This window comes from Galbibacter orientalis DSM 19592 (genome assembly GCF_000260115.1).
Taxonomy (GTDB): domain Bacteria; phylum Bacteroidota; class Bacteroidia; order Flavobacteriales; family Flavobacteriaceae; genus Galbibacter; species Galbibacter orientalis.
In genome coordinates, this window is the sequence record NZ_JH651379.1 from 1279141 (window position 1) to 1303160 (window position 24020).

24 protein-coding genes are annotated in these 24020 nt (G+C 33.3%); 16 read left to right on the top strand and 8 right to left on the bottom strand.

Going from position 1 to position 24020, the window contains the following annotated elements:
- Positions 1-20 precede the first annotated feature (20 nt).
- Positions 21-1340: a gliding motility-associated protein GldE gene (locus tag JOOMADRAFT_RS05725; RefSeq protein ID WP_008611922.1), complete on the top strand. Its 1320-nt coding sequence runs from the start codon at positions 21-23 to the stop codon at positions 1338-1340.
- Positions 1337-1897 (top strand): gliding motility lipoprotein GldD, encoded by a 561-nt coding sequence (gene gldD / locus JOOMADRAFT_RS05730; RefSeq protein ID WP_008611924.1) that lies wholly within the window; start codon positions 1337-1339, stop codon positions 1895-1897. The genes JOOMADRAFT_RS05725 and gldD overlap by 4 nt, the downstream gene beginning before the upstream one ends.
- Positions 1898-1929: 32 nt before the next feature.
- On the opposite strand, the gene JOOMADRAFT_RS05735 is transcribed toward gldD, so the two are convergent.
- Positions 1930-2808 (bottom strand): IS982 family transposase, encoded by an 879-nt coding sequence (locus JOOMADRAFT_RS05735; protein WP_008610872.1) that lies wholly within the window; start codon positions 2806-2808, stop codon positions 1930-1932.
- A gap of 81 nt (positions 2809-2889) precedes the next feature.
- Here JOOMADRAFT_RS05735 and JOOMADRAFT_RS05740 point away from each other — a divergent pair, with 81 nt between their 5' ends.
- On the top strand, positions 2890-4458 hold the full coding sequence (locus tag JOOMADRAFT_RS05740; RefSeq protein ID WP_008611925.1) for a hypothetical protein: 1569 nt from the start codon (positions 2890-2892) through the stop codon (positions 4456-4458).
- Positions 4459-4527: 69 nt separating this feature from the next.
- Here the strand turns inward: JOOMADRAFT_RS05740 and JOOMADRAFT_RS05745 are convergent, their stop codons facing one another.
- On the bottom strand, positions 4528-5244 hold the full coding sequence (locus JOOMADRAFT_RS05745; RefSeq protein ID WP_008611926.1) for a hypothetical protein: 717 nt from the start codon (positions 5242-5244) through the stop codon (positions 4528-4530).
- Positions 5245-5371: 127 nt separating this feature from the next.
- On the opposite strand from JOOMADRAFT_RS05745, the gene istA reads away from it, so the two are divergent.
- Positions 5372-6916 carry an IS21 family transposase gene (istA, locus tag JOOMADRAFT_RS05750; RefSeq protein WP_008610833.1) on the top strand — a complete coding sequence of 515 codons (1545 nt, stop codon included), beginning with the start codon at positions 5372-5374 and terminating at the stop codon, positions 6914-6916.
- Between the two features lie 17 nt (positions 6917-6933).
- Positions 6934-7662 (top strand): IS21-like element helper ATPase IstB, encoded by a 729-nt coding sequence (gene istB / locus JOOMADRAFT_RS05755; RefSeq protein ID WP_008610934.1) that lies wholly within the window; start codon positions 6934-6936, stop codon positions 7660-7662.
- A gap of 88 nt (positions 7663-7750) precedes the next feature.
- Here istB and JOOMADRAFT_RS05760 read toward each other — a convergent pair whose 3' ends face one another.
- Positions 7751-8962: an outer membrane protein assembly factor BamB family protein gene (locus JOOMADRAFT_RS05760; RefSeq protein WP_008611927.1), complete on the bottom strand. Its 1212-nt coding sequence runs from the start codon at positions 8960-8962 to the stop codon at positions 7751-7753.
- A gap of 337 nt (positions 8963-9299) precedes the next feature.
- Between JOOMADRAFT_RS05760 and JOOMADRAFT_RS05765 the strand changes: the two genes are divergently transcribed.
- Complete coding sequence (locus tag JOOMADRAFT_RS05765; RefSeq protein ID WP_008611928.1) at positions 9300-10166, top strand: hypothetical protein; 867 nt, start codon at positions 9300-9302, stop codon at positions 10164-10166.
- A gap of 60 nt (positions 10167-10226) precedes the next feature.
- Here JOOMADRAFT_RS05765 and JOOMADRAFT_RS05770 read toward each other — a convergent pair whose 3' ends face one another.
- From JOOMADRAFT_RS05770 to JOOMADRAFT_RS05785, 5 genes are all read right to left on the bottom strand, one after another.
- The gene (locus tag JOOMADRAFT_RS05770; RefSeq protein ID WP_008611929.1) at positions 10227-10649 is read right to left on the bottom strand and encodes a hypothetical protein; all 423 of its coding nucleotides are present in this window, start codon (positions 10647-10649) and stop codon (positions 10227-10229) included.
- Between the two features lie 39 nt (positions 10650-10688).
- A complete protein-coding gene (locus tag JOOMADRAFT_RS05775; RefSeq protein WP_008611930.1) occupies positions 10689-11948 on the bottom strand; it encodes a PepSY-associated TM helix domain-containing protein in 1260 nt (419 codons plus the stop codon).
- Between the two features lie 5 nt (positions 11949-11953).
- Positions 11954-12238 (bottom strand): hypothetical protein, encoded by a 285-nt coding sequence (locus tag JOOMADRAFT_RS20490; RefSeq protein ID WP_245547651.1) that lies wholly within the window; start codon positions 12236-12238, stop codon positions 11954-11956.
- Positions 12239-12324: 86 nt separating this feature from the next.
- A complete protein-coding gene (locus tag JOOMADRAFT_RS05780) occupies positions 12325-14289 on the bottom strand; it encodes a TonB-dependent receptor (RefSeq protein WP_245547652.1) in 1965 nt (654 codons plus the stop codon).
- Between the two features lie 14 nt (positions 14290-14303).
- Positions 14304-14837, bottom strand: coding sequence for a hypothetical protein (locus tag JOOMADRAFT_RS05785; RefSeq protein WP_050989658.1), 534 nt, complete (start codon positions 14835-14837; stop codon positions 14304-14306).
- Positions 14838-15165: 328 nt separating this feature from the next.
- On the opposite strand from JOOMADRAFT_RS05785, the gene JOOMADRAFT_RS05790 reads away from it, so the two are divergent.
- The 10 genes from JOOMADRAFT_RS05790 (at position 15166) to JOOMADRAFT_RS20495 (ending at position 23999) form a co-directional block, all read left to right on the top strand.
- Positions 15166-17124, top strand: a complete 1959-nt coding sequence (locus JOOMADRAFT_RS05790) for a DUF2779 domain-containing protein (protein WP_040879944.1) — start codon at positions 15166-15168, stop codon at positions 17122-17124.
- A 2-nt stretch (positions 17125-17126) separates the two neighbouring features.
- On the top strand, positions 17127-18125 hold the full coding sequence (locus JOOMADRAFT_RS05795) for a helix-turn-helix transcriptional regulator (protein WP_008611935.1): 999 nt from the start codon (positions 17127-17129) through the stop codon (positions 18123-18125).
- 101 nt (positions 18126-18226) lie between these two features.
- Entirely contained in the window at positions 18227-18499 is a 273-nt protein-coding gene (locus tag JOOMADRAFT_RS05800) for a DUF2604 domain-containing protein (protein ID WP_008611936.1), read from the top strand.
- Positions 18499-20184, top strand: coding sequence for a ThiF family adenylyltransferase (locus JOOMADRAFT_RS05805; protein WP_008611937.1), 1686 nt, complete (start codon positions 18499-18501; stop codon positions 20182-20184). Before JOOMADRAFT_RS05800 ends, JOOMADRAFT_RS05805 begins: the two co-directional genes overlap by 1 nt.
- Positions 20172-20642, top strand: a complete 471-nt coding sequence (locus JOOMADRAFT_RS05810; RefSeq protein WP_008611938.1) for a Mov34/MPN/PAD-1 family protein — start codon at positions 20172-20174, stop codon at positions 20640-20642. Before JOOMADRAFT_RS05805 ends, JOOMADRAFT_RS05810 begins: the two co-directional genes overlap by 13 nt.
- A 234-nt stretch (positions 20643-20876) precedes the next feature.
- Complete coding sequence (locus JOOMADRAFT_RS05815; RefSeq protein ID WP_008611940.1) at positions 20877-21284, top strand: hypothetical protein; 408 nt, start codon at positions 20877-20879, stop codon at positions 21282-21284.
- A gap of 78 nt (positions 21285-21362) precedes the next feature.
- A complete protein-coding gene (locus tag JOOMADRAFT_RS05820; protein ID WP_008611942.1) occupies positions 21363-22199 on the top strand; it encodes a DUF932 domain-containing protein in 837 nt (278 codons plus the stop codon).
- A gap of 615 nt (positions 22200-22814) precedes the next feature.
- Positions 22815-23153, top strand: coding sequence for a single-stranded DNA-binding protein (locus JOOMADRAFT_RS05825; protein WP_008611944.1), 339 nt, complete (start codon positions 22815-22817; stop codon positions 23151-23153).
- Between the two features lie 69 nt (positions 23154-23222).
- Positions 23223-23672, top strand: a complete 450-nt coding sequence (locus JOOMADRAFT_RS05830; RefSeq protein ID WP_008611945.1) for a JAB domain-containing protein — start codon at positions 23223-23225, stop codon at positions 23670-23672.
- A gap of 129 nt (positions 23673-23801) precedes the next feature.
- On the top strand, positions 23802-23999 hold the full coding sequence (locus JOOMADRAFT_RS20495; protein WP_040879946.1) for a hypothetical protein: 198 nt from the start codon (positions 23802-23804) through the stop codon (positions 23997-23999).
- The last annotated feature ends 21 nt before the right edge of the window (positions 24000-24020 follow it).

The following is a 24020-nucleotide window of genomic DNA, read 5'->3' on the forward strand; positions in this document are numbered from 1 at the left end:
TTTAATCAAAACAAAAACCTTTGGACCCAGAGCCCTCGAGTTTATTTTCAATTTTATTATTTATTGACACAACTTCAATTATTAAATTGATAGTTTTAGTTGTATTACTTGCTTGTTCTGCTCTTATTTCTGGAGCAGAAGTAGCCTTTTTTTCACTTTCTCAAACAGATGTTAACGACGTCCAAGACAAAAAAACTACCGTAGGAAACATAATTGTAAAGCTACTAGACAAACCAAAAAAGTTATTAGCAACTATTTTGGTTGCCAATAATTTTATAAATATTGCCATTGTATTATTGTTTAGTTCTCTCGGAAATTTTTTCTTCGGAGGCTTAGAGGGAAGAATTTTAGGAATTATAGAAGTGCGTTTTATTGTGGAAGTAGTTGTTGCTACTTTTCTAATTTTGCTCTTTGGAGAAATTCTTCCAAAAGTATATGCAAATAGAAACAAGCTCAAATTTGCTTATTTTATGGCATATCCCTTGAATGTTTTAGATACACTTTTCTATCCTTTAAGTATGCCAATGCGCTCCATAACCATCTTTTTACAAGATAAATTAGGAAAACAGCGTACCAATATTTCAATAGATCAACTTTCTCATGCATTAGAACTTACCTCGGAGGAAGATACAACAATAGAAGAACAGAAAATCTTACAAGGAATTGTTTCTTTCGGAAATACGGATACACGACAAGTAATGCAGCCTCGAATAGATGTTTTTGCATTAAATGAAGAGATGAAGTTTCAGGAAATTGTGGATGAGATTATTAAGAATGGCTATTCTAGAATTCCAGTTTTTAAAGATAATATGGACAATGTAACTGGAGTTTTATATGTAAAAGATTTATTGCCATATCTAGATAAAAAGAATTTTGATTGGGCTTCTTTAAAAAGAGAGCCTTATTTTGTTCCTGAAAATAAAAAATTAGACGATTTATTGAAGGAGTTCCAAGAGATGAAAAAGCATTTAGCTATTGTTGTGGATGAATATGGAGGGACTTCGGGATTGGTAACTTTAGAAGATATTATTGAAGAAATTGTAGGAGATATTAGTGATGAATTTGATGATGAAGATCTTGTTTATTCTAAATTAGATGAAAAAAACTTTGTCTTTGAAGGAAAAACAGCATTAAAAGACTTTTATAGAGTTATTGATATTGAAGATGAAAGTATTTTTGAAGACAATAAAGGAGAATCTGAAACCATAGCAGGATTTGTTTTGGAAATAGCGGGAAGCTTCCCAAAAAAAGGAGAAAATATTGTTTTCAATAATATTACCTTTAAAATTGAAGCGTTAGATAAAAAGCGAATCAAACAAATAAAAGTTACACTTCATTGAAAAAAGCAATCTTTATAAACATATTTATTTTAAGCGTAGTTTTATATTCATGTGGAAATGATCCAGTTCCAAAACCTAATGGAATGCTTCGTTTGGAATATCCTACTGCTTCTTATATTTCAGTAGAGAGAGTATGTCCTTATATTTTTCAAGTGAATAAAGAAACAACGGTAAAGACCTCTAACAATTGTTCCATGACGGTTGATTATCCGCAAATGAATGCGAGTATCTATATTACGTATAAGCCCGTTAAGAACAATTTGGACAAATTATTACGAGATGCTCAAAAACTTACTTATGAGCATGTAGCTAAGGCCGATAATATCCAAGAACAGCCATTTGTAAATCCAGATAATAAGGTTTATGGAATGTTTTATTTGGTAACAGGCAATGCGGCTTCGGCTTCTCAATTTTATGTAACCGATAGCACTTCTCACTTTCTAACAGGGTCATTATATTTTAACACCAAACCTAATTACGACTCGGTACTTCCAGCCGCTAAATACTTAGAAGAAGATATTAGAAAGATTATGGAAAGCCTAAAGTGGCAAAATTAACTACCTAAATAATATATTAACCCGTTGTGCATTTAGGCAATATTGATTTTTAGGTTATTGATATTTCTGTTGAATTCAAATATGTTTATATATTGAATGACCGTCATAGCCGTAATCTTAGATAATATTCTGTTTTTGAATCCCTCAAAAGATTTAGCATAATTCCTTCGAATCATAAATTGGTCGCAAAGTTGAGAAAACAATGTTTCAATACGCTTTCTGGATTTCTTAAAAACGTACGGCTGCTCCCTATAGTTATGCTGGTTTGTTCTCATAGGGGTTTCAAGTCTAATATTATGATATTCAAATAAATTCAATTGATATTCAGCCGACAAATACCCTTTATCACCAAGTAATATGCAATCACTTAATTGATGCTTTATATCCTTTAAATAATTAATATCGTGCACAGAGGCTGGACTAATATCCATACTTTCGATAACACCCTGAGCAGAACAGACAGCATGTAATTTATATCCATAATAATGGCTTGATTGACTTGCACAATATCCTTTTTCGGGCAGACTGTAGTTTTGTTCTTTACATATCTTACTTCTAGCGCTTCTTGATAATTTACAGACCTCTAACGGCATACTGTCAACAATATAACAATGCTCAGATTTATTCAACTTTCTCACTAATGCCTTGCGAAGTGATTCTCTAAAAGAAAACAACTTACGCTTTCTTCTATTGTAGACACTGCGCTCTATTTTGCTGGATAGACCAGCAGGTAACATTCGAAAAAGCTGGCATTCACTATCAACACTCATATATTCTGATGTTAAATCAATAGCTATAAGCTCTTTATCTCTTAATTTAGGTTTACGGATTTGATGTAAATAATCCATTTTACAATCCAATTCTTTTAAAACCTTGAGGATTTTGTCGTAATTTGCTTGAAAGTTGTGCATATAAATTATAGTGTGGTTACTACAATTTACTGCATTTTAGCAGTTTGCACAACTTTTTCTAAATGCACAACGGGTTATATTATGTTGCGTATACTAATTTTAATAGTATTGATTCTTCCATGGTTTTCATGGTCGCAGGCTGCGGATATCGACAAGGAGTATTTCTCTGTTGCTTATGTGAAATTACCTTCTCATCCTATTTTAAATGAGAACGAGCGAACTTATAATGTTTCAAGTACAATAGACGAAACCGTAGGGAATTTAATTTCTGAAACAGCTATTTCTAACGATATCCAAATACAAGGATTTAGAAGAGAAGAAGTAGCACCTAAAGTACATGTAAAGTTAAATTTATCGAGTTTTTTAATCGATCCCCAATCGTTTTCTATTGACAGTAAGCTTATAGAGGTAAAAGACGATGATGGGAATGTTGTGCGGTCATATTATGTATACCGTTATTTGTTTAGTTACAAAGTAAGAGGAGGGTATATGGTTGAAAATCCGTTTGAACTTAAAATGGAAAATAACCTAGACAGAGTGGAGAAATACGCTTCAGATTATTTTAACAGTAAACAAGAGGCTTACGCACATTACGATGTAAATAAAGAGGAGATAAAAGAAGAAATACTTTATAATTTTGTGGAGTATGTTAGTTATAGAATAGATGATATAATAAACTCGGCTTTTGGATATAGACCCTATAAAACGAATGCTTATTTATGGATATTAGATTCAAGAAATAATCCGCTTACAGAGCCTCAGAAAACAGAATTTAGCAAGGTAAAAGCGATAATGAGTGGAATAAACCATGAAGCTCCAATTGAAGAAACTAGAGAAGCATTATCTCCAATAGTTGAAGCGTTTGAACAAATGGCTAATCAAATAGAAGGAGATTCTAGAAGAGAGCGAAAGGTAAAATTTGCTTGTTTATATAATTGCGCTATTCTATCATACTATATGGACATCCCTAGTCAAGCCATAAAATATGCTGAAATGATTTTTCCACTTAAGTATAGCGATACAGATGCAGAAGAGTTAATAAATACCGCCAGTGATTTAGATAAAATACTAGCCGCAAATATGGTAGATAGTAGAAGAATGGTAGTTCCAATAGATGAGAAATTTAATGAGGTAGAAGTTGAAGAAGTAAGTAGTTTTGCATATTTGGTTACCGTTGAGAACGATACATTAATCGCAAATATGAATTATCAAGATCTTGCAATGGTAGGAGCAGAAGCAAAGGTATATTTACCCGATGAGAACGGAAATTTAAAGCTAAATATATTTAATGCAGCAGATTTAAAAGAATTAGTTTTTGATGAGAACAACATATATGTTCAGAAGGAATTTATTTCATACAAAAACAACCCTCGGGCTAAGTCGCCAGAAAAATATTTGGTACGAAAAGAATTTGAAACAGAAGAGCTTTCTATGTATGCATTTCTAGACGATGAGGTTGTTTTCTTTATAAAAGATGAAGAGGTAGGTTATTCTAACCGTTCGTATAAATTTTTGATGGGGTTTAAAAATGAGTTAAAAAAGTTTACAGGTTCTTGTTCTAAAGTAAATGAGTTGATAGATAAGAACTATTATAAAAACAATACGGCAAGCTTACGCAGTTTTATTGAAGATGTTGTGTATTGTGAATAGAATAAAGAAAGAGGAGTTTTTAAACTCCTCTTTTACCTTATAAGTACATTGTATTTAAATCGATAGTGTCTATTCTGATTTAAAAACTTTAACCTGATTTTTTACACTATAATAAATATCATCGGTAGCATAATCTACATCGTAAATTGGTCTTAGATTATCAACAGTTATTTTATCTAGTTCTTCTCCTGTTTCTTTATCTACTTTTATTAATAAGCGTTCACCATTTTCTCCTTTAGCAAAAAGAATAGCATATTTGTTTGTTTCTTGTAGGGCATTGTGTCTTTCCTTAGCAAAAAGCATTGCTGCAGCGGTAGCTATATAGCCTGCATCGCCAATTGCTTTAGCTTTATCACCAAAAACTGCCGAAGTAGAACTTCTACTTACTATATTTCCTTCAGAATCTCTGTAGTAAGTATTTGTAGTAGAAGTTGCACCAGCAACAGCAAAGCCAATATTTGCAAGTCCTAGCCCTATATTTTTTAGTACACGACCTGTTTCTCCAGGTTGCTTGTATTGGTTATGAAATATAACTTTTCCACTTTTATCAACTCCAACAACTTCATTTAACCCTGTTATTGTTACATTATTAGGGAAAATTTCTAGACTTGTTAAATCTTTTTCATTTTTAAGTTTTAATTCTGCATAAGGCTCGGGTTTTTCAGTACTGTTTTCATCAAATCGGTAGAGCTCTTCATCGTTGTATATAATAAAGTTTCCAGAGTTTTCATTGTATTCAGCAAATGTTGGTCGCTTTTCGTGGAAATTCTTGCCAAACTGACCCATGTAATCCTGCGAAAGTGACCCACTGAATCCTATTTAAAGTGACCCGGGTATTCCTGTCTAAATTGACCCACCTCTAGAAAGAGCATGTATTAAATAACTTGTATGGTTATAATCAAGAAAAATAACCATGGCAAACATACATTTAGACATGCGAAAAATCAAACAACTATATCGTTTACATACTCAAGGAGTTAGTAAGCGGAGCATCAGTAAACAACTTGGTATATCCAGGAATACTGTTCGCAAATACATCGAATTATTACTAAAGAGCAAGCTTACAAGTGAAGAGGTTGATAAGCTTGGTTTTGAAGATTTACGTATATTATTGCATATTGATGAGACCCACATAACGACTCGTCATGAGTATGTTTTTAAGTTATACCCAGAGGTAAGCAAACGCCTTAAAAAGGTTGGAGTTACTCGTTACATGATCTGGGAGGACTATTATCAAAATAAAAAGGTATTTATCTCTTATTCTAGATTTTGTCATTTGTATAGAGTTTGGTCTCGTACTCAAAATCCAGTCATGCGATTTAACCATAAGGCTGGGGATAAAATGTTTGTGGACTTCACAGGAAAGAAATTAGCTATCATAGATCCCGCTACTGGTTTACTAAAAGAAATGGAAGTATTTATTGCTGTACTAGGAGCAAGCGGCTATACCTATGTAGAAGCTTGTCGTTCACAAAAACGAGAGGATTTTATTGGGTGCATAGTAGGTGCATTACATTTTTTCGGAGGCGTTCCTAGAGCAATAGTAACTGATAACTTAAAGTCAGCTGTTACAAAAAGTAGCAAGTATGAGCCTATCCTTAATGAGAGTTTATTGGCTATGGCAACTCATTATGATACCACGATACTTCCAACAAGAACCTATCGTCCAAGAGATAAGGCACTAGTAGAAAATGCTGTAAAGATTATCTACACAAGAGTTTTTGCTCCATTAAATGGGAATGATTATTATACCTTAAGTGCTTTAAATGAAGCTGTATTAGAACTCACGGGGAAGCATAATAAAATTAACTTTCAAGCAAGGGACTGTTCTAGGTTAGATTTATTTACATCTTTGGAGCAAGAAGAATTATTGCCATTGCCTACAGATAAATATCAACTACGTGCCTACCTAATGGGAACAGTATATAAGACCTCTCATATCCACATTAATAAAGATAAGCATTATTACAGCGTTCCTTATCGTTATATAGGAAAGAAGGTTCGCATCATTTATACAAAAGACACCGTTGAAATTTACTATAAGCAAAAACGGATTGCTGTTCATAAAAGAGGCTTAAAACGTCATGGTTACACTACCGATAGCGAGCATATGCCTTCAACACATCGTTATGTAGCTGATTGGAATCCTGACACCTTTTTAAATTGGGCTGAAGGTATTGGAGGCCATTGTAAAACTTTCATCACTTTATTATTAGGAAAAAGACAACATCCTGAACAATCCTATAAATCTTGTGCTGGTGTATTAGGGCTAGCTAAAAAAGTTGGGAATGAACGTCTTGATAATGCTTGTAAACGAGCTTTAGATTATGAACGCATCAATTATCAAAGTGTTAAAAGTATTCTTGAAAAAGGATTGGATTTTATACAGGAAGATACCAATACAGAATCTACAATCCCTAAGCATGGAAACATCAGAGGGGGCGATTATTATAAATAATTAAATCATTATAAATTATGAATGACCAAACATTACAACAAATGAAACAACTAAGGCTATATGGCATGCATAGAGCCTTTACGACAACACTAGAAGCAAATCATCTAGCATATACTAATGATGAGCTAGTAGCGTATTTATTACAATCTGAATGGGATGATAAACACAATAGAAAAATAGAACGATTAACCAAAGCAGCCAAGTTTAGATATAAAGCTTCTGTAGAAGAGATATCTTTTGAATCCAGCCGAATGATTGACAAAAACCTATTAATTAGGTTCACATCGTGCGAGTTTATTAAAAACAAGGAAAACATACTCATTACAGGAAGCACAGGTGTTGGTAAAAGCTTTATTGCCTCAGCTATTGGATACCAAGCTTGTTCTCTAGGGTATAAAGTCAAATATTACAATATCAATAAGCTTTTTGCTAAACTCAAACTAGCTAAAGCAGACGGTTCATACATGAAAGAAATCGATAGAATAGAAAAACAGGATTTGCTCATTCTTGATGATTTTGGACTTCAAGAACTTGATACTAATAAAAGACAAGCTTTTATGGAAATCATCGAAGACAGACATGGAAAACGTGCTACTATCATAGCCTCACAACTACCAATTATGGGATGGCATCAAATTATCGGAGAACAAACTATTGCTGATGCTATTTTAGATCGACTGGTACATGCAGCACATAGAGTGGAACTTAAAGGTGAATCCATGAGAAAAAAAAGAAAAAAACAATGATAAATTTTATATTTTTATAAGCACAAAACTGCTCTTTTTAGAACCTGTTTTACTATGCTCAATTTAAACAGGAATGGGTGGGTCAACTTTACAGGAATTTACACTTTTCGTTCAACTTTAAATTTTTTCTCCATATTTTTTCACCTGTTTTATAATTTACCATATTTGCGTAGGTGGCAGTTATGTATAAAACACGACCGTTTTTAGTTTTTTCAAGAAAATAAATAGGATCCTCTTCATCATCACATATTTTTACATCTTTTTTCCACATTTTCTCACCTTCTTTATTAATAAGCATCATTTCATCATCATACACATACAAGAAATCGGTACCAATGGGAACAACACTCTTAATTCCTTTACCTTTAGGATCTTTTTTCCATACTTTTTCACCAGTTGTATAATCGTAGAAATTGAATCCTTTCTGATGTGCTAAAAGCATTTTATCTTGCCAATCTTCAAAAAGAACAACATATTTGGTAGTTAGTTTTTTATCCCATATTTGGGTGCCATTTTCTGCATTATACAGCATTACTTCGTTTTTGTTGGAAATTATTCCTTTACTTTCTATAGTTACTACTTTTGCTCCGTCTAATGATCTTTTGAAATCAATAATATCACCAGAGTCTACTTTCCATAATAATTCTCCTGTTTGCTTATCTAGCACGAAGAATTGTTTTTTAATTAAAGAAAAAACTTTATCGTTGGTATAATCCATTTTGTCTAGATCTCCAATTTTATTCATTCCAGCTATTTTACTCACGGTTTGTAACCATTCTGCATAGGTTTCAGAAACAACGGTTTGCCATTCGAACTTTTGTTCTGGAATATTGTATTTAGCAATTATGAGTTCTTTGCCTTTAACACCTCTTAGTAAAAAGGCATTTTCATCAAAAAGATATTCCGCTTGGAAATACTCTGCTTCGCCTTCAGCAGAAAAAAGTATTTGCCCATCATAACTATTAATAACAAAGAGTCTTCCGTCAAAAAATTTCTCAACAAAGGGAGTGGATTCAATAACATTAAACTTGGTATAATCAATCCCTCCAGTAGTTAAAAATTCAGCTGCCATATCGACTCCTGTACGTTGAGGGGCTGGTTTCTCCCAAATAATTTTTTCTTGTTCGGGGTCGTAAGCATATACCTTGGCGCCATCTGAAATTACAGTAATGCCGTTGAAAGGTACAACTAGAAGGTCGTCTACTGTGTTTTCAAAATCTAAAGTTTTAGAGGCTTCTCTCTGTGAGAAGCTAAGCTGCGTTGCAAGAAGGCAGCATAAGATAAGTACTATTTTTTTCATTTTATTTACATAATTTGATAGCTCTAAATATAGAAAAAAGTAATCATTTAGAGGTAAATAGATAATTTTAGTTAGAATATTTTTTATGTATTTACGTAAGAGATACTTAGAAGAGGATATTAGAAAGATTATGGGAATAGTTCATTGGAAATAAGATACTCCTTCTCCAAGAATAACTTATTAGTGCTTTCAAATTCTCAAATTATAGCTTAAAAAAATAATTAAGTAGGGTAAATCTTAATGTTTAATCAAAAATTTACTACTTATTGATGTTAAATTATGATTTTATATTTGTAGGAGGTGTCTTTATAAAGGTCTAATTATAAATATAATATATATGTCTATCTCAAAAACATATCCGAGATTTCTCCTTACTACACTACTTTTTTTGTCTTTTGTAACAAGCACGCTAACTGCTCAAGATTCTGTGGATATAATCACCATGCTAAATGGAGATATTAAAAAGGGGAAGGTAATAAGTGTAAATTCCGATGCTATAAAGTTTACTTATGTTGGGGAAAGTTTGGAATATGAGATTTCCAAAGAGGAAATAAATCAAATTCAATTTTCCAGTGGTAGGGTAGAAGTTGTGAATGAGCCAAAGCAAGCTTCTAGTTTGATAGCAAATAATTCATCTTCAGGAAGTACTAAAAATAAAGTGGCTGTGTTACCTTTTTCTATTGTATCTAATGATGATGCCATAAAACCTGATGTTTTTGGGGTGCAAGTACAAAACGATTGTGCAAATATTTTGCGAGAAGAGAGTGCGTTTGCTGTAACTATTCAAGACCCAATGACTACAAATGCATTATTGGCTAAAAAAGGAATAGATGCAGCGGCTATAGCTACACTTTTACCAACTGAATTAGCTTCTATACTTGGAGTGGAATATGTTATGTATGGCGCAACTGAAGTTATAAATGAAGGAACAAGAACTTATGGTAGTGATGTAGTTTCTTACAAGGATAAAGAAAAGGAGAAAGACAGAAAAAATACAGAGAATAAAGGGGTAGCAATAGCTTCATCTAATTCTTCAACAACAATAAGCTACGATGTAAAATTAGATTTAAAAATCTTTAACGATAAAGGGGAAAATATATATGCAGAGTCTAGACATCCTTTTGGATTGGGGATTGATGCGTATCACTCAGGGTTAAAGTATATGATTAAACGTTGCCCTTTTGGTAGTAAGTATAAAAAATAATTAAAAAATGCCTTCAAAACTTAATTTTGGAGGCATTTTATTTGATTAAGATGTCAAAAATTACTTTTCATTTAACAATAACTCAGCATTTTCAATACTGGTATTGATTTCTTGTTTTAAGGCTTTTACGTTTTCTTCTTCTTCTTTTAATAATTCCTTTTTTTCTTCGGAGAGTTCTTTTCCGTTAAGGATTTCTTCATGGTCAAAACGTTCTCCAAAACTCTGCATCCAATCCATCATTGATTTATGTGCTGCTTGAAGGTCTTTTTTTGCCGCTTCATATTGCATTCCAGTTTCTGTGGAATCTACTTTTGCGTTTAGCGCGCCAATTAATTTAGTTATGGTATTCATTTTAGGCATCAAGCTATCGTGTACAGCCATTACCATTTCCATTTTAGAAGGCTCTGAACTTTGTTTTTTCTCTTGCTTGCAACCAATTACGCTAAATGAGATTGCTAAAATTATTAATAATAATTTTTTCATTTTTAATGATTTTTTATTTTCAATAGACTTTCAAATATTCTATAGTTGGGTTTGTAGTTTTTTCTTGTTAAAACTCCCAATAAGAGCAAAAATACAGATTAATATAACACTTAATCCAAATAGAGGGAGTAGAATACAAAGAATTCCAACTAGAATAACAACACCATAACTTGCTTTAAAAGATGCTGGAACTTTTGGAATTCCCCAATCTCCTTTGCGTTTTCGTAAAGCATAGGAGATTAATGCGGAAAGACTCATTAGGAATAAAACTGCCCCTGCAAAAATCATTAAAATCCAATTCCACTTTCCAAATTGCCCTTGGTGAAAAGCCATCAACCACATTCTGCCGCGCATTAAAATTCCAACATCTTCCCAATTGTGTTGCAATACTTGTGCTCCAGTATGCGGATTAAAATGAATCATTTTTTGGTCATTTTGATTTGCATAATATGTGTTGGAAACACTGTAAACCCCGTTTTTCCCTTTTGGAAAACTTATTTTTACCTCCCCAGGAAGGTTTAGCAGTTTTGCTTTTACTACCATTTCATCTAAGGAAATTATAGGAGCGTTTTCAGGGTTGTTATTTACACTAAACTTATTCCAAGTGGAAGGGTAACCCGTGTTGGTTTTCTCTTGAACCCATTTAAATCCAGCTCCCCAAATATCTGTCCAAGGTAATCCTCCAGCTAGAATTATTAGGAATAAAATGGACATCCAAAATCCAGTAATAGCATGGGTGTCTCTAAAAAAAGTACGTTTACCTAGATTTGTTCTCGGAATAAAATAACCTTTTATTTTCCAACCACGTTCTGGCCACCAAATAAATAAACCAGTAAGGATTAAAACTACCATCCAGCAGGCAATTAATTCAACTACTTTAGTTCCATATTTCCCCATGAGAAGCTCTCCATGAAGTTTTCTTACTTTATACATAAACGATTTTTGGGGCAATATTTCTCCAGAAACGTCTCCTTTATACGGATTTACAAATAAACTGCTAGCATGTCCAAACATTCCAGAAGTAAATTCGGTTGCTTGAGTTTCTTCAGAAGAAAGAATCATCCCGTTAGGCTTTTTTACCGCATTTTCTTTGGCTATTTCCCATTGCTTTTGGTAAGAAATTGCCTTCCCTTGTGCTGCTACTTCTTTTACGGGTTTATAAATGGGAGCTTCGTATTGTGCTTTAAATAGATATATTACTCCAGTAACCGAGAGTAAAAGTATGAATGGAAGCGAAACAAGGCCTGCAATAAAATGCCATTTCCAAAGCCACTTGTTGAGTTTAGTGTTTTTTTTCATCTGTATTAAAATTTATAACGAATTCCTACATGAAAAGCACGCGGATTTCCAATGCTGTAATTATTTTCTTTACTGTATTGGTTAAAAGACGCCCTTGTAGAATAGAGGGTATCGAAAATGTTTAAAGCATGTGCCCAAATTTCAAATTGTTTGAGTTGGTAGCTAGCCCGTAAATTAAAAATATTATGTCCATCATAGGTTGCGGTGCTAAAAGTTCCATCGCCATTATCTATTTGGTTTTCGAAACTAGTATTGTATTTTCCTACCAATTCATATTCTAAACCAAGCATAAAATTTTTAATGAAATTAGGGTGATAATTTATTTGAGTGTTCCCTAAAAGACTAGGAGCCGTTTCTTGGTCGGTGTTAGAATAATCTATACCCCTTCGTAAAATTTAATGTAGCGATGCTTTGCAAAACTTCCATTGTGGGTTAAGCTTAATTCTGGAATTGGTTTATAGGTTATTCCATATTCAACTCCGTAAGAGCGTGTTTCTCCAGCATTGGCATTGTAAAATTCATCGTTAGTATCTCGCAAGGTTACTAAGGTGTTTTTTCCGTCTAAAATGTAAAGTGCAGCATCCAGTTTCCATTTTTCAGATACAAAATATCCACCTATTTCATAATTGTCATAGTGGCTAGGCTTTAAGTCAAAAACTTCTCCACCAACACCTACATAACTATTTCTGTATAAAGTAGAAGTCTGCGGGGGTGTAAATCCGTTTGAATAATTAGCATAGACACCAGAACGGTTTGTAAAGTTGTAATTAAAACCAATTTTAGGAGCAAAATTATCATAATTATTTTCCGAATCTTTAGGCCCTGCCTGCCCGTCTAACATATTATTGTAATCATAATCAAAGCGGTCGTAACGTAATGCAGCTGTAATTTTTAAGTTTTCAATAGGATTAATTTCATACTGAAGAAAACCAGCATAATTAAATATATCGGCATTGTAATTAAGTATGTAATCCCCATTGTTTAAATTATAATCAGTATTAATTCCTGTAGATGGATCCACAAAAACAGTTATAGATTCTGCAACATAAGTCTGCGGAGAATAATCGGCGGTTGCCCCAATAATTAATGATGAGTTTGCAAAATCAAAATCTTTTTTATGCTGAAGTAAACCAACAAAACTATTGTAAGTATTAGAGTTTATTTCTCCAGAACCTTCTCCCGTTAATTGTCCGTTTTGTCTAATTTGACGAATTCGATACGACGGAATTTGATCCATAGTATTGTTTCTGAAAACAAAGTTGAACGAAGTTTTATTTTTTTCATTCCAAACCTTATCTAATGTGGATCTAAAGCGAAAAGCTTTGGCTACCCTTTCAGTAAAAGTTTGATCGCTTTCATAATTCCCTGCTTGATAATCTTCTTCTGTTAAAGAACCAGACATATCTGACCGATAATCTACCATATCAAAAATATTTGTCCATCGAAGCGATGGATCTATTTGATACACAGTTTTAAAAGTAACCGCAAATTTTTCGTAATCGCTATGTTGTATTGGACCATTATTTCTCTGAATGTATTGTGTGCCGAGGTAGAGTCCTAGTTTTTCACTTACATTTTTTGAAGCATCAAAAGAATACTTTGTGAGTCCTAAATCGTTAATTTCAAAACCTAAACTCCCTTGTAATTCTGGAGTAGGTTCTTTGGTGATAAAGTTAAAGCTTCCTCCAATAGCTTCGCTTCCATAGATGCTAGAAGCAGAGCCTTTTAAAATTTCTACTCTTCCAAAAGAAACATCGTTCATTTCCAATAGAGCATTATGGTTAAAAACTGCTGTAGGTCTAATTGGAAGTCCGTCTTCTAAATATAAAAACAAAGATTTTGTCGAGATAGGAGAACGTACAGCCATCATATGTTGTTCGTTGCTCGATGCTTTGGAAGTAGACATATAAATACCTGGCGCTTGATTAACTAATTGCTCAATTCCAAAAGGCTTTGTTTCTTCTATGGTTTTTGCACTAATAACCGAAATAGCACCCGGAACTTCCGAACGCTTTTGTTCTTCACGACTAGCAGAAACTATTATTTCTTCCAAATTCTCGGTGCTTTCTTTGAGAATAATGGTATTAAAATGGTTGTTTAATACGATCCTTCTTGTTTCATACCCCATGTATTTTACAATAACTTTAGGGGCGTTTAGCGTAATGGAAAAATTACCATTTACATCTGTAGAAACTCCTTTATTTTGATTGTTTTCTGATATAATTGTTACTCCATCTAATGGAGTGTTTTGTGAGTCTTTTACTTGCCCTTTAAATGCATTTTGTGCAGTAAGAGTATATCCCATCAAGAAAATGACGGTTGCTATAAATATATTTTTCATTGGTTTACGTTAGCTTATAAAGAATATTGAAGTCCGAAGGTTAATGTTTCTTGATTTTTTAGTTGAATACCATTCATGTTTTGATAGATAGGAAGCGCTGCTTCAAAACCAAAACGTAAATTTTTCAAACTTCCTTTAAAGGCATATAAGTTGAAGCCTATACCTGCTTCTGCATATGTTTTTCCACTGTTTGCAGTGTCTGCTGTTACAACCATCATCGGATTTAAATCTGGATTCTCACCTTCTATTTTTCCGAGAGATGCCCACTTTATACGCCCAGAAAAGCTAAACCATTGGTTAACAGGCATTGATATCCAGTTATTAATGCTGTATTCGTTTCCTAAGCGGTATTCGTTATCATTTTCTCCAAAACGGAAAACCCCTTTAATTTGTGACCCAAACGATAGGCGTTCCCATTGTTTTAAATAAGTAAGTCCTAAGTTGGTATCAAAAGTGCCGCTTCCAATTTGCATGGGGTAAGGTAGAATTGTTTCGTTTGGAGCAGACATTGGAGTAATGTCTTTTTTGTCTATGCTTCCTGTTGGCAATGAAACACCTACTTGAGCATGTAATTGCTGACTATTTTTATTGAAAAATGTATACAGAGCTACAAGTTTAAGGTCTCATAACCCGAAGGTCACTGGTTCGAGTCCAGTTCCCGCTACTAGGAAAAACAAGGGTTTCAAGAGATTGAGACCCTTTTTTATTTCCACCTAGTACAGAATAAGTACAGAATCAGCTTTTTTTTGATTCTTTATATAATTTGTATTCATTCTAAACTATTTGAAGGTAAGTTTAATTAATTTTCATTCTAAAAGCATTATTTCCTACATTGAAGCTGAAAAAAAATTAGCCAAACAAAACTCAGCAAAATCAATGTTACCTCTAACTAAATCTCGCTTTAAATTAGGATTAGAATGCCCAAATAAACTTTACTTCACTTCAAAAAAAGAATTTGCTAATACACATTTGGAAGATTCATTTTTAATAGCCTTGGCAAAAGGAGGTTTTCAAGTAGAAGCCTTGGCTAGATTACACTACCCTAACGGAATCTTTATAGATACTGAAAATTACGAATATGATAAAGCAATTCAACAAACTCAAATTTGCTTCCAAAAAGATAATGTAGCTATTTATGAAGCTGCATTTGAAAGTGAAGGTCTTTTTATTCGGACGGACATTGTTTCTAAGAAGGGAAATCATATTAAACTCATCGAAGTTAAAGCAAAATCCTTTGACCCTAGTGATGAATTTCTTTTTGTAGGAAAACGAGGTGGTATAAATAGCGGATGGAAATCTTATTTATTCGATTTGGCTTTTCAAAAATATGTAGCACAAAAGGCTTATCCAGAGTTTACATTTGAAGCTTATTTGTTAATGGCAGATAAAACTAAGGTTGCAAAAGTAGATGGACTAAATCAATTGTTTCGTATTCCTAATAATGGTAACCCTAGAGCGTATACTGTAACCAGTATAACTTCCCTTAACGAAATTGGAGATTCTGTGCTTTCAGAAATTAATGTTGATGCTATCATTAATGCTATTATGGATAATAGACATCCTTATTTCGATAATCTTTCATTTAAAGAATCTATTGAACTTTTTAAGGAGGCTTATCAAGCCAACAGGTATCTTAATTGGCCTACAGATTTTAGCAGTTGTAAAAACTGTGAATTCAAAACTTCAAAAGAACAAGAGATTCAAGGATTGCAATCGGGGTTTAAATATTGTTTTGAAAAACAACATAATTGGTCTCCAACAGACTTTGATAAACCTAATGCTTTTGAAATATGGAATTTTAGAGGGAAGAACTTGGTTGCCGAAAACAGATTGTTAATGACAGACATCACAGAAGAAGATATTAATGTCAAACCCAGTGCAGGGAAATTATCAGCTTCAGAAAGACAATGGTTACAGGTAGAAAAGGCTCAACAAAGCGACACCTCTATTTTTGTACTGAAGGAGGAATTAAAGGATGAAATGGATAATTGGATGTTCCCCTTACATTTTATTGACTTCGAAACCAGCACCGTGGCGTTACCTTTCACAAAAAACAGAAGACCCTATGAACAAGTTGCATTTCAGTTTTCACATCATCAATTGAATGAAGATGGAAGTATTGAGCATAAAAATCAATACATCAATAACGTCCCCGGAGAATTTCCGAACTTTAAATTTGCAAGAGCATTGAAAAAGGCTCTTGCAAATGACAACGGCACTATTTTTAGGTTTGCAGCTCATGAAAACACCATTGTCAATGCCATCATTGACCAGTTACAAGCAAGTAATGAAAGTGATCGTACTGAACTCATAACTTTTTTGAAATCTATATCCACGGCAACAAAAAATAATGCTGACTATTGGGATGGATATCGAAGTATGGTAGATCTTAATAAAGTTGTTAAGGATTATTATTATAACCCACTTACAAAAGGATCTAATAGTATAAAAGCAATACTTCCCGCAAGTTTAAATTCTAGCCCCTACTTACAGGAAAAATATGGAAGACCTATTAATGAAATTGGTGTTGGAAGTTCCAATTTTGAAAAGAATCATATTTGGTTGCATAAAAAGGAAAGTGTGATAATCAATCCATATGAAATGTTACCTCCTCTTTTTCAAGGTTGGAGTATAACTGATTTGGAAAATACCCTCTCTGAACTGGAAGGTGTTGCTGATGGAGGAGCTGCCTTAACAGCCTATGCTAAATTACAGTATATGGATATGGAGGAAAATGAACGTCAAGAAATCACAAACGCCCTACTGAAATATTGTGAACTTGATACTTTGGCTATGGTAATGGTATATGAACATTTCCAAGAATTAATAAAATAAGTATGGGAAAGTTACCTAAGAATATTCAGTTGCGATACCGTGTCATTGATCGTTTACTTAGAGATTATGATACCGTTAAAACAACCATGATAATTGATAAAATATTTGAAAGGCATGATATTTCAGTTGGCAAAACTACAATTCAGAAGGACATAAGAAATATGATGATGGATTATCATGCTCCTATAGAATATGATAATTCAAAAAAGGCCTACTATTATCCCGAAAACGTAGATGAAATTTTTCCAATTATAGAATTGTTAAATGAAGAAATTGATGCCTTGCTCTTTTACTTTAAAACCATAAATCAATATAGAGACTATCCCATATTCACGGAAATATCTATGACCACAAAGAAAGTTATAGATTCATCAAACATTCCATTGAAAACTAAAGAGCTTTTTGAACAAGATACTTTACTGGAAACGGAAAGACATCCTTTAATACCAGGTCTAGGACTAATCACTGGATTGCTTGAAAGTATTGCAAATCAAAATATAATTGAAGTTAATTATAGACGCCATAATAAAGATCCAAAGAAGCATTTAATTAAACCGCTATTATTAAAGGAAGACAAATTATTATGGTATTTAATTGGAATCAATATTAAATATGATAGCTTGATAACTTTTGGATTAGATAGGATAATTAGTTTTAAGAATACTGGTGAAGATTTTGAGAAAATTGAATTTGATAGCCAAGAATATTTTAAACATTCTTTCGGGGTGACTGTTACGGATGAAGACCCTATTGAAGTGATTATTTCTTTTAATTCAAGACAGGGACATTATCTTAAAACGCTTCCCATTCACAACACACAGGAGATAATTGAAGAGAACTCAGAGTTTTTAATCATTAAAGTTATGGTAAAACCATCTTATGAATTCTACTCAAAAATTCTTAGTTATGGTTCGGATGCTAAAATAATATCTCCAAAGTCTGTTATAGATAAGGTGATAGACACCTTAAATAAAGCCAAAGACCAATACCTATCTCCATAAATTAAAAAATATAAATATTTTTTTTCATGGCGCACTTAGATTGCGCCATGTGGTTGTTTTTTTGTAGAGTAAAATAATTTTTAATCTAAATTCATTGCAGTATGAAGAAAGAAAAAATAACCATAAAGGTTCTGATAGAGAATGACAGAATCTATGTAGATGATTACAATGCCAACCAGAAAGTTCAGGTAATTGTAAATAAAACTTTAGCAAATCTTAATATAACAGCTGAAGGGAGAGAGCTTCGTCACGAGGATGGAGAGCCTATTACTGACTTTTCAAAAACAATTGAAGAAGCCAATATCCAAGATGGAGAATGCCTCCGATTTGTTAAAAAAAGCACCAAGCCTGACAGAGATAAAGGTTTTGCATAATGGAAACATTTTTATGGCACGAAAAGGAAGCTTTAAAAAACCTTTACGAGAGTGAAATTGATATTCTAAAAAGGGGGCTAAAAGGAGATTTTAAGTTATTCAAATTATTTGATCCAGCTACAACAGATGGTAGAATTGTTGCAGTTGGAGAACTTTCATTTGGGAATAATCAGAAGCAAGATTTGCAAATTATTTTTCCAACGAAATATCCTTTTGCTCCCCCAAAACTCATTTCAGTTAATACTCAAAGGGATAATGACGGTAATTTAATTGAAGGTATTCAGCCTAAACATTTCAATAAAGGAAACCAATACAATGATGCTTCTTTATGTCTTTTTGAGAAAGAATTATGGAATAAAGAAGAACATAATATTGCTTGGACTTTAAGAAGGGCTCAAAAATGGTTAGTCAGAGCTAATTCTCCAGAAGGGTTTTCTAAAGAAGAAATAATTGAAGAGTACCCTGCTATCATGCCACATTTGGGGCAAGTGCTTTTACCAAAAAGCATAGAACTCCCAAAAGGCTCTAATTCAGGACAGTTTGTTTTGACACAATTCAAGCCGAATCATTATATCCTAGAGCAAAATGTTTTAAGTAAGACTCCATTTACTTTAAGCATTAATAAAGAGGTTTTTAATTGGTTTGCCTTTGATAAAAAGTTGACACAAAAAGAACTCCTTTCAAATATTAATGCACAGGCTTTTATTAATATTCTATCCAAATATTTTGGTGTAAATCTTGCAGACTTAGAAACTAAGAATCTTGCATTTTATTTACCGGCAGAAGAAAATCCATGGTACTTTTTCAAATTTAACTTACAACAGGTTAATGGCCAATTAATAATTAGTAACCCTATTTATTATATCTCTAGAACGATAAGTAATGAACTCTATTTAAGGAGCAAAGATATTTTTGATGATAAAATATTAATAAACAAAAACGTTACGATTATTGGTGTTGGTGCTATTGGCAGTGAAGTTGCAAAATCATTAGCTAAAAATGGTGTAGGTAATTTTAATCTATTTGATATAGATACTTTTGAAATTGGAAACTCCATTAGGCATGCTGCTGACTTATACTATATTGGAGAGAAAAAAGTAGAGGTAGTAAAGCAATTAATATTAAGGTCTAATCCCAATATTTCTGTAAATGCCTATCATCAAGATGTGCTGAACGATAATGGTTTGCTTGAATCTGCATTAAGTAAAAGTGATTTATGTATTGTTTTAACTGCTGAGGATTCCGTCGATTATTTAATTAATGATAATTACATTAAAAATTTTAATTATCCATTTGTATTTGCACGAGCTTCAACAGGAGCGTTCTCCGGAGCCATTCAAGTGGTAGATTCTGATAGTGCATGTTTAAGATGCCTAAGCTTGGAAGGAATCGATGTATTACCTCAACCTAAAAGCAAAGTCAATTTTTCAGAATTGAAACGAGAATACGGAAGTTGTTCTAGTCCTGCATTGCCTGGTTCTGAAATCGATACGAAAGAAATAGCTCTACAAGTTGCTAGGGTTGCTATACAATGCTTAATGCATAATGAAAGTTCCAATTACCCAAAACTTGCCCACAAACTGCTTTTTTGGCATGGTCCGTATGGGTCTAAAAATCGTAAGCCTTTCACTTGGGAAATGAAAAACCATGAAAAATCCAAATCTTGTAAGTTATGCAATCCATAAAGAAGGTTCATTATAAAAAACAAGCGATTGAAATGTTTCAATCCGAAATTGAAAAATTTGAAGGCTTGGAATCCGGCGGTGTGCTTATAGGTCATTTGGAAGATGATGTGTTAATAATAGACAAGGCTTCAAACGGAGGACCAAATGCAGTCCATGAAGAGTTTTATTTCAGAGCCGATCCTAATTATATTGATATGTTTATCGATATGGAAATCGCTAATTCTGATTGTAAATTACGATATATAGGCGAATGGCACACGCATCCACAAATAGACCCTACTCCCAGTGATTTAGATTTACAATCTCTAAATGAAATATCTGAATCATCTGGAGATTTTTGTATATTATTAATTATAGGGGCTATTAATTTTCAGCCAAAATTCTTTTCTAAACAAGCGATCTCAATTATTAAACATGTTAAAGAGCGTAAGTTCTACCTACTCAAGTTAAATCCTTAATTTTTATAAATTGGATTAAGTTTTTATGATTCATGTTTCCTCGTTATAACTAAAATAGTTAAGAATATATCTATCCAATATTCCCGAAAATTAAACTCGCAAAATATTTCTCGGAAAAGGGACGGCATAAAGCCGTTCCGATGTCTCTTTTTATTCCGTTTCCTTTCCACTCCAAAATTTTGGCTTCCGTTTGTGTTGTGCTCAAATATTGTTTAATCTAAAAATTTCATTATCATGGAAACAAAAACAAAAGCAAACGGCGTAGCAAAAAATCAAAGTGCAACCGTTAAAAAAGAGGTTCAAAAGAAATTAACCCAGGATGCTATCGGGAAAAACGTAACACCGGAACCTAAAGTGATTTCTCAAAAATCTGAAATTAGTCTGGATGAACGTATCCAGAAGTTTGAGAAGTTAAGAGGTTTAGCAACTCAACGGGAACGTTTAGCCGAGACCTTAACCGAACTTACCAAGTTCAACTACAATCAGGATGGTTCGAGTAGCTTCTTTATTCGGGATTCTCGTCATTTGGAATTTAAGACCACCAATTCAAATCTTATCAAATTGGTAACATCACATTTACAATCCACCTTGGAACAGCGTAAAGCTGAAATTGAACAGCAGATTGTTCAATTTGAGCTCTAACGCTTAAAGTGTTGTTTTATCAGAAAGCCTACTCCCAAGAGTGGGCTTTCCTTTTTTTTAATCTAAAATTTTAGTATCATGTATTTAAATCATTTACAACAGGACGAGATTTTTATTCCATCAGAAATAAAATCTTTTGAAAGTATTACCGGAATTCAATCCCGTAGAGGGCTTGAAAATGTTATTGTATCCAATGGTAAGATTGTCAATGTGGTATCCAAAAGCTATGGGCATATCCCTAATGAATTGTTTTTCCACAAAGCAGAACAACTTTTAGTGGATGCCAATCTAAAGTATAGTAAACGAACCATCAACCGAAATGACAGATCGTTTGTAGTTGATTTTATTATTGACAATGACAATTTGTTTAAACTTAAAAATAAGCAAGATCACATACTACCCATGCTTCGTTTTAAGAACTCTTATGATGGGAGTGAAAAAACTTCAGGTCACTTTGGCTTTTACAGAAAAGTATGCTCCAACGGGCTACATGTGTCACAAGCTAAAATTGCCTTTTCCATCAGACACACTAAAAACAGTACGGATTTGATCATGCCAAACCTAAATCGGCTTTTCGATAAATTTCTGGATAATGAGTATTATGGTGTAACGCAGAAGTTTAAAGAACTAGAAGCCATCGAAATTATCGATACTATGGCCTTTGTTAAAGACATTCTGGATAAAACAAAATTGTTCCGTTTTGAATGTAGTGACCATAACGACGAGCCTTCCAAAAAATCACGAGAGCTTATTGAATTGATTGAAAATGAGTCATCTTCAATTGAAGCAAGACCCTCATTGTGGACGGGATACAATGCCTTTAACTGGATGCTACACAATAATCTAAAAAAGGGGTTTGCACAACAGGAAAAATTGGATAAAGTACTGTTTGATGAAATTTATGAAATAGTTTAATCTTTTTAAATACTAAGGTTACTCCAGTACCTTTAAACTGGAGTATTTTTATTTAATAGCTGTACATGGTTTTGTTCAGCCCATTACCCTACATACCGCTTCTCTTTATTTCGGGTAAAGCACTTCTCAAAAGACATCTTGGACACAAGCCTTTGGTTTTATTGTAATGACACTTTATGAATTCATATTAAGTAAAATGGCACACCAACATAAAATCAAAGGCTTACGTCCGCTTCATCGGAATTCCTTTGTTGCATTTAGTTTCACTTCCTGATAGTTCTCGGTTCTTCATAATAGGGTTTTTATACCCTCCCCGCCGTAACTGTTATTCTTTTTTTGACCGCAAAACACCAACATTTTGGAGTTGACCGGACTGCATAAGCCGCTCCCTTTACTCGCTTTTATAAGTCCTTGTCAATCCAAAATATTGAAATCGTGTAAGCATCAAAAAAAGATAACAGCTATACGGCTCTATGGGAAGTAAATCAAAACCAGTTTATCATGAAATCACCAGTAAAATATCAATTCGGAAGTGAAACTAAAAAAAATCAAAAAAGAAAAACGCTGCCGGATATAATAAGTAAATCAATGTTTAATTTTTTAAATTTTTAAGTCATGAGTACATTAAGAAACAAAGTACAGTTAATCGGAAACGTAGGTCAAGAACCTACCATTACTACACTAGACAACGGTAAAAAAGTTGCTAGAATTTCATTGGCTACCAATGAGAATTACAAAAATTCCAAAGGCGAAAGACAAACCAATACCAACTGGCATACCATTGTCGCTTGGGGTAAAACTGCCGACATTATCGAAAAGTATGTTAGCAAAGGCAAAGAGGTTGCTATTGAAGGAAAATTAACCTCTCGTTCATACGAGGACAAAGAAGGCGTAAAACGCTATGTTACCGAAGTGGTTACTTCTGAAATCTTATTACTAGGGGGTAACGATTAAAACAACAAAGAGGGTGTGACCGTCGAAAGTAGCACCCTCTTTTTATTATTCACTTTAAATAAAGGAACAATGAACGACAAAGTTAACGAAATACAGATAAGCTACCGTGAAAAAATCGGTACATTGAAATCAAACCCTATTAAAAGTTCGTCGCAAGCTGCGGAATTACTCTTTAAGAATTGGGATAAAAACACCATAGGTTTAAACGAAACCTTTAAAATCCTATTGCTGAACAACTCCAATAAGGTAAAAGGGATTTATCCATTATCGACCGGAAGCATTACAGGTACTTTGGTTGATATTCGCATCCTATTTGCCATTGTATTAAAAACTTTATCGGTGGGCGTTTTATTGGCGCATAACCATCCGAGCAATAAATTGGAACCGAGCGAAGCCGACAAAAGATTAACCGATAAAATCAAACAAGCGGCACAGCTTTTGGATGTTGCCGTACTTGACCATATCATTATAACGCCTGATGGTGGGTATTATAGCTTCGCTGATAATGGATTATTATAAAAATGAATGTTATGGAAACAAGCAATAAAGAATTTGAAAACTGGTTGGAAGCATGTCAAGACCAAGGAAACTATCCCGATGATTTTGACCCTAACCTATATGATTTGTAAGGAACTTAATTTTAAAATTATGGTCTATTTGAATTATAACAATCTCGATAATGACACCCAAAATCGTTTGCTTTCCATGTCCAAAAAGGATGTCGAAAGCCGTTTTGGGGAGCAATTAAAGAACTATGCCAGGGAACATTATGTCAATTACGAAGCCCTATTGGAAGAAGAAGCCATACGAAATCTATACAATTATAAGTATATTTTCAATATCTAAACAACAAATCACACCAATCTA